Here is a 4,884-nt window from a genome sequence, read left to right as displayed (position 1 = left end):
CCCGGCTCGGCGCCGAGCAGGCGCGGCTGCGCGCGGACTCCCCGGCGGGCGAGCCGCCGCGGTCCCCGTCGATGGCGACCATCGAGCGGTTGCGCGGCGCCGTCGACCGCGGCGGCCGCGTCTGGATCGGCTACCTCGACCAGCAGGGGCAGGCGTCCAGCCGCATCGTGGAGCCGGTCCGCGTGGAGGGCGGCTTCCTCACCGGCTACGACGCGACCCGCGCGGCCGTCCACCGGTTCGCCCTGCACCGCATCACCGGCGTCTCCGAACTGGACGACGAGCGGGGCGGCACGGCCCCGTCGTGACGTCCTGGCCGGGGTCGGCCACCCCCGGCGGCCGGGTACCGGGCGCCGTTCGCCGGGTGTCGGATCAGTGTGACGGACCGGCCCGGTAACGTGCCCTGCACTCGCCGCGGGCGGACCGGCCCGGGACGATCGTTTCGAGGAGGCTGCCTGTGAGCGGGTACGGAGGGGTTCCACCGTCCGGCTGGGAGGACCCCTACGGCGGATCGCAGGACTGGGGCGGCGGATACGGCCCACCAGGCGGACACGCCTACGGCCCTGGGACGCAACCCCCCGGAGCGGGCTACGGATACGGGCCGCCCGGGGTGCCCTACACCCCGGCCAGCAGCGGGTCCAGCATCGCGGCCCTGGTGTGCAACATCGTGGCGGTCGCCCTGTGCTGCAACATCTTCGCCATCCCCGGGGTGATCACCGCGGCGCTCGCGGTGAGCCGGGTGCACGGCGATCCCGCGTCCGCGCGGCGGCTGACCGCGTGGAGCTGGTGCCTGCTCGCCGCGTCGATCGTGCTCGGGATCATCGCGGCCGTCCTCTACCTCGTGGTGATGGCGAACTCCCGGCCGGACTACGGCTCCTCACCCGACGGCATCTGAGCGTCCCGGCGCGGCGGCGACGGCGTCGGCCGGCGGCGCGGCCGGCGCGGACCGCTCACGCCGCAGGGCCAGCGCGACGAGCGCGCCGCCCACCATGCCCGCGGTGGCGAGCAGCACCGCCGTGCGGCTCCCGTCGGCGGTGGCGACCCGCAGCGCGTCCCCGACGGCGCCGTCCGTCCCCGCGTTGGCGACGGCGGTGAGCGCGGCGAGGCCGATCGCGTTGCCGAGGTTGAGGGCGGTGGACGCCATCCCGTTGGCCACGCCCTGCCGGTCGGGGGCGACGCCCGTGGACGCGGCGATCCACATCCCCGTCCAGACGATGCCCTGCCCGATCCCGGAGATGATCAGTCCGGGGACGGCGGTGGTGAAGGAGGCGTCCGCGGCGAAGGCCGGCACCAGCACCGCGGTCCCGGCGACGCCGCCGACAAAGCCGATCAGCAGCGTCCGGCGGGTACCGAGCCGGCCCGTCATGCGCTCGCCCAGCTGCGTGCCCGTCGCGATCGCCACCGACGGGATGAGGAAGGCCAGGCCGGTCTCCAGGGCCGAGTACCGGTACACGTCCTGGAACAGCACGGTCAGGAAGTAGGGCAGCGCACCGAACGTGCCCATGTAGACGAACGTGATCGAGACCCCGACGACGAGGCTGCGGTTGCGCAGCAGGCCCGGTGGCATCAGCGGATCGGTGCCCTTCGCCTCAACCTGGGCGAACGCGACCAGGAACACCGCGGCGAGGACGAACGCGCCGAGGATGACCGGGTCGGCCCAGCCGAGCTCGGGGCCCTGGACGAGCGCGAACACCAGCAGCGTGGCGCCGGCCGTGACGGTCAGCGCGCCGGGCAGGTCGAACCGGCGGCGCGCGGCCTCCCGGCGGTCGGCCGGGATCACCGCGAGCGCCGCGATGGCGACCCCGGCGCCCAGCGGCACGTTGACGAAGAACACCGCGGGCCAGCCGAACGCCTCGGTGAGCACGCCGCCGAGCAGCGCGCCGACGGTGAGGCCGCTCGCCCCGGCGCCGCCCCACACGGCGAGCGCCCGGTTCCGCTTCGGCCCCTCCTCGTAGAGGGTACCGATCAGCGAGAGGGTGGAGGGGAGCAGCAGCGCGCCGCCGATCCCCTGGACGGCGCGGGCGGCGATGATCGCTCCCGGCGTCCAGGCCAGTCCGCCCGCCAGCGAGGACCCGGCGTACAGGGCGAGGGCCAGGACGAACATCCGGCGCCGGCCGAGCAGGTCGGCCGCACGGCCGCCGAGCAGCAGGAAGCCGCCGGCGAACACGACGTAGGCGTGGATCACCCACTGCTGGGTCTGCGCGGAGAAGCCGAGGTCGGAGCCGATCTCGGGCAGCGCCACGTACACGATGTTCAGGTCGAGAGCGAAGATCAGCTGGGCCAGCGCGAGCAGCGCCAGGATCCAGCCGAGGCGGCGCGCTGTGAGCGGCCGGGACGCGGGTCCGGACATGCGGGCACGAACACCTTTCGAAGGGAGAAGCGGTTCGGCCGACCGGCCGAACAGTTCGAAGGTTGCCGTACAGTACGACTGTTCGTCAAGAGTCGAACAGTCGAACATCCCAGGTGGAGCAGCATAGTTCGGCAGTACGCGAACGGTCGCATAGACTGGACGGCATGATCGCTCAGCACCCCGAGCGGGAACAGATCCTGCTGGAGAACGTTCTGTCGGCCCTGGGCAACCCGCTGCGCCTGCGCATCGTCGGCGTCCTCGCCGACGGCGGTGAGCACACCTGCGGCAGCATCCTCGACAAACCGGTGTCCAAGTCGACCCTGAGCCACCACTGGCGCGTCCTGCGCGACAGCGGCGTCATCTGGCAGCACCCGCACGGCCGCGAGAACCTGATCTCGCTGCGCCGCGACGATCTCGAAGCCCGCTTCCCCGGGCTGCTGCCCGCCCTTCTCAACGCCGTCCGGTCCTGACGGGCCGCCGGACCCGCCGGACCCCGGACGCCTCGTGCGAGCCCCGGCGCGCCACGCCGGGGAAGAGACGGCGGGCGCGCGAACGTTGAGGCAGTCGGTGCCGTGCGCCGCCGCGCCTCGGGTACCGTGCAGGTTCGGTCCCCGGGGGGCCGCCCATCACCGACCACTCGACGGGGGCTCGCTCACGTGTCCGACGGTCCGCTCATCGTCCAGTCCGACAAGACACTGCTGCTCGAGGTCGACCACGAACTGGCCGACGCGTGCCGCAAGGAGATCGCCCCGTTCGCCGAGCTCGAACGGGCCCCCGAGCACGTCCACACCTACCGCGTCACGCCGCTCGCGCTGTGGAACGCCCGCGCGGCCGGCCACGACGCCGAGCAGGTCGTCGACACCCTGCTGCGGTTCTCCCGCTACCCCGTCCCGCACGCGCTGCTCGTCGACGTCGCCGACACCATGGCCCGCTACGGGCGGCTGCGCCTGGAGAAGCACCCCTCCCTCGGCCTCGTCCTGTCGTCCTCGGACCGCTCCGTCCTGGAGGAGGTCCTGCGCGCCAAGAAGATCAAGGGCATGCTCGGCGACCGCGTCGGCGACGACGCCGTCGTCGTCCACCCGAGCGAGCGCGGCGCCCTGAAGCAGGCCCTGCTCAAGCTCGGCTGGCCCGCCGAGGACCTCGCCGGCTACGTCGACGGCGAGGCCCACCCGATCTCCCTCGCCGAGGACGGCTGGGGCCTGCGCTCCTACCAGCGCGAGGCCGCCGACGCGTTCTGGCACGGCGGCTCCGGCGTCGTCGTCCTGCCGTGCGGCGCCGGCAAGACCATCGTCGGCGCCGCCGCGATGGCCCGCGCCGCGGCGACCACGCTCATCCTCGTCACCAACACCGTCTCGGCGCACCAGTGGAAGCAGGAGCTGATCCGCCGCACCTCGCTCACCGAGGACGAGATCGGCGAGTACACCGGCACCAAGAAGGAGATCCGGCCGGTCACCATCGCCACCTACCAGATCATGACGACGCGGCGGAAGGGCGTCTACTCCCACCTGGAGCTCCTCGACGCCCGCGACTGGGGCCTCGTCGTCTACGACGAGGTCCATCTCCTGCCCGCGCCCATCTTCCGGATGACCGCCGACCTCCAGGCCCGCCGCCGCCTCGGCCTGACCGCCACCCTCGTCCGCGAGGACGGCCGCGAGGGCGACGTGTTCTCCCTGATCGGCCCGAAGCGCTACGACGCCCCTTGGAAGGACATGGAGACGCAGGGTTGGATCGCGCCCGCCGACTGCGTCGAGGTCCGCGTCACCCTCACCGACGCCGAACGTCTCGCCTACGCGACGGCCGAGCCCGAGGAGCGGTACCGCTTCTGCGCCACCACCGACACCAAGACCAAGCTCGTCCAGGCCCTCGTCGACCGGCACCGCGGCGAGCAGACCCTGGTCATCGGCCAGTACATCGACCAGCTCGACGAGCTCGGTGCCCTTCTCGACGCCCCCGTCATCAAGGGCGAGACCCGTGTCCGGGAACGCGAACGGCTCTTCGACGCGTTCCGCTCGGGTGAGATCGACGTCCTCGTCGTGTCGAAGGTCGCGAATTTCTCCATCGACCTGCCGGAGGCCAGCGTCGCCGTCCAGGTCTCCGGTGCCTACGGGTCCCGGCAGGAGGAGGCACAAAGGCTGGGACGCCTCCTGCGGCCCAAGGCGTCCGGCAACGGCGCCCGTTTCTACGCCGTCGTCGCCCGCGACACCCTCGACCAGGACTACGCCGCCCACCGGCAGCGTTTTCTCGCCGAGCAGGGCTATGCCTACCGCATCGTGGACGCGAACACCGTCATGTCCGGCGACGACTTCTGATCGCCGTGCCGGCCTCCACGTTATGAGGGGCCGGCATACTCCGGAAATAAGAAAGGGCCCCGCCATAACGGCGGGGCCCCTTCAGAAAAAGAGTCCGGCGGTGTCCTACTCTCCCACACAGTCACCCATGCAGTACCATCGGCGCTGAGAGGCTTAACTTCCGGGTTCGGGATGGGACCGGGTGTTTCCCTCTCGCCAAAACCACCGAACGACCAACCCCAACACCCC

General features: G+C 72.2%; 5 protein-coding genes and 1 rRNA gene. 4 read left to right on the top strand and 2 right to left on the bottom strand.

Going from position 1 to position 4,884, the window contains the following annotated elements; translation table 11 throughout:
• The coding region (locus E1291_RS39235) for a WYL domain-containing protein (protein WP_370771118.1) at positions 1-305 on the top strand (305 nt) is incomplete at its 5' end.
• A 149-nt stretch (positions 306-454) separates the two neighbouring features.
• Positions 455-892: a hypothetical protein gene (locus E1291_RS39230; protein ID WP_131743086.1), complete on the top strand. Its 438-nt coding sequence runs from the start codon at positions 455-457 to the stop codon at positions 890-892.
• Here the strand turns inward: E1291_RS39230 and E1291_RS39225 are convergent.
• Positions 875-2,347: an MFS transporter gene (locus tag E1291_RS39225; RefSeq protein WP_131743085.1), complete on the bottom strand. Its 1,473-nt coding sequence runs from the start codon at positions 2,345-2,347 to the stop codon at positions 875-877. The two genes, E1291_RS39230 and E1291_RS39225, sit on opposite strands and share 18 nt — an antisense overlap.
• 164 nt (positions 2,348-2,511) lie before the next feature.
• Between E1291_RS39225 and E1291_RS39220 the strand changes: the two genes are divergently transcribed.
• Both E1291_RS39220 and E1291_RS39215 read left to right on the top strand, forming a co-directional pair.
• The gene (locus E1291_RS39220) at positions 2,512-2,817 is read left to right on the top strand and encodes an ArsR/SmtB family transcription factor (RefSeq protein ID WP_131743084.1); all 306 of its coding nucleotides are present in this window, start codon (positions 2,512-2,514) and stop codon (positions 2,815-2,817) included.
• A gap of 186 nt (positions 2,818-3,003) precedes the next feature.
• Positions 3,004-4,656 carry a DNA repair helicase XPB gene (locus E1291_RS39215; RefSeq protein ID WP_131743083.1) on the top strand — a complete coding sequence of 551 codons (1,653 nt, stop codon included), beginning with the start codon at positions 3,004-3,006 and terminating at the stop codon, positions 4,654-4,656.
• Positions 4,657-4,748: 92 nt separating this feature from the next.
• Here E1291_RS39215 and rrf read toward each other — a convergent pair.
• Positions 4,749-4,865, bottom strand: a 5S ribosomal RNA gene (rrf, locus tag E1291_RS39210).
• Positions 4,866-4,884 lie beyond the last annotated feature (19 nt).

This window comes from Actinomadura roseirufa, assembly GCF_900659635.1.
GTDB lineage: Bacteria > Actinomycetota > Actinomycetes > Streptosporangiales > Streptosporangiaceae > Spirillospora > Spirillospora roseirufa.
Note: the sequence above shows the minus strand (reverse complement) of the source record. Positions and strands in the feature narration are given on the sequence as shown.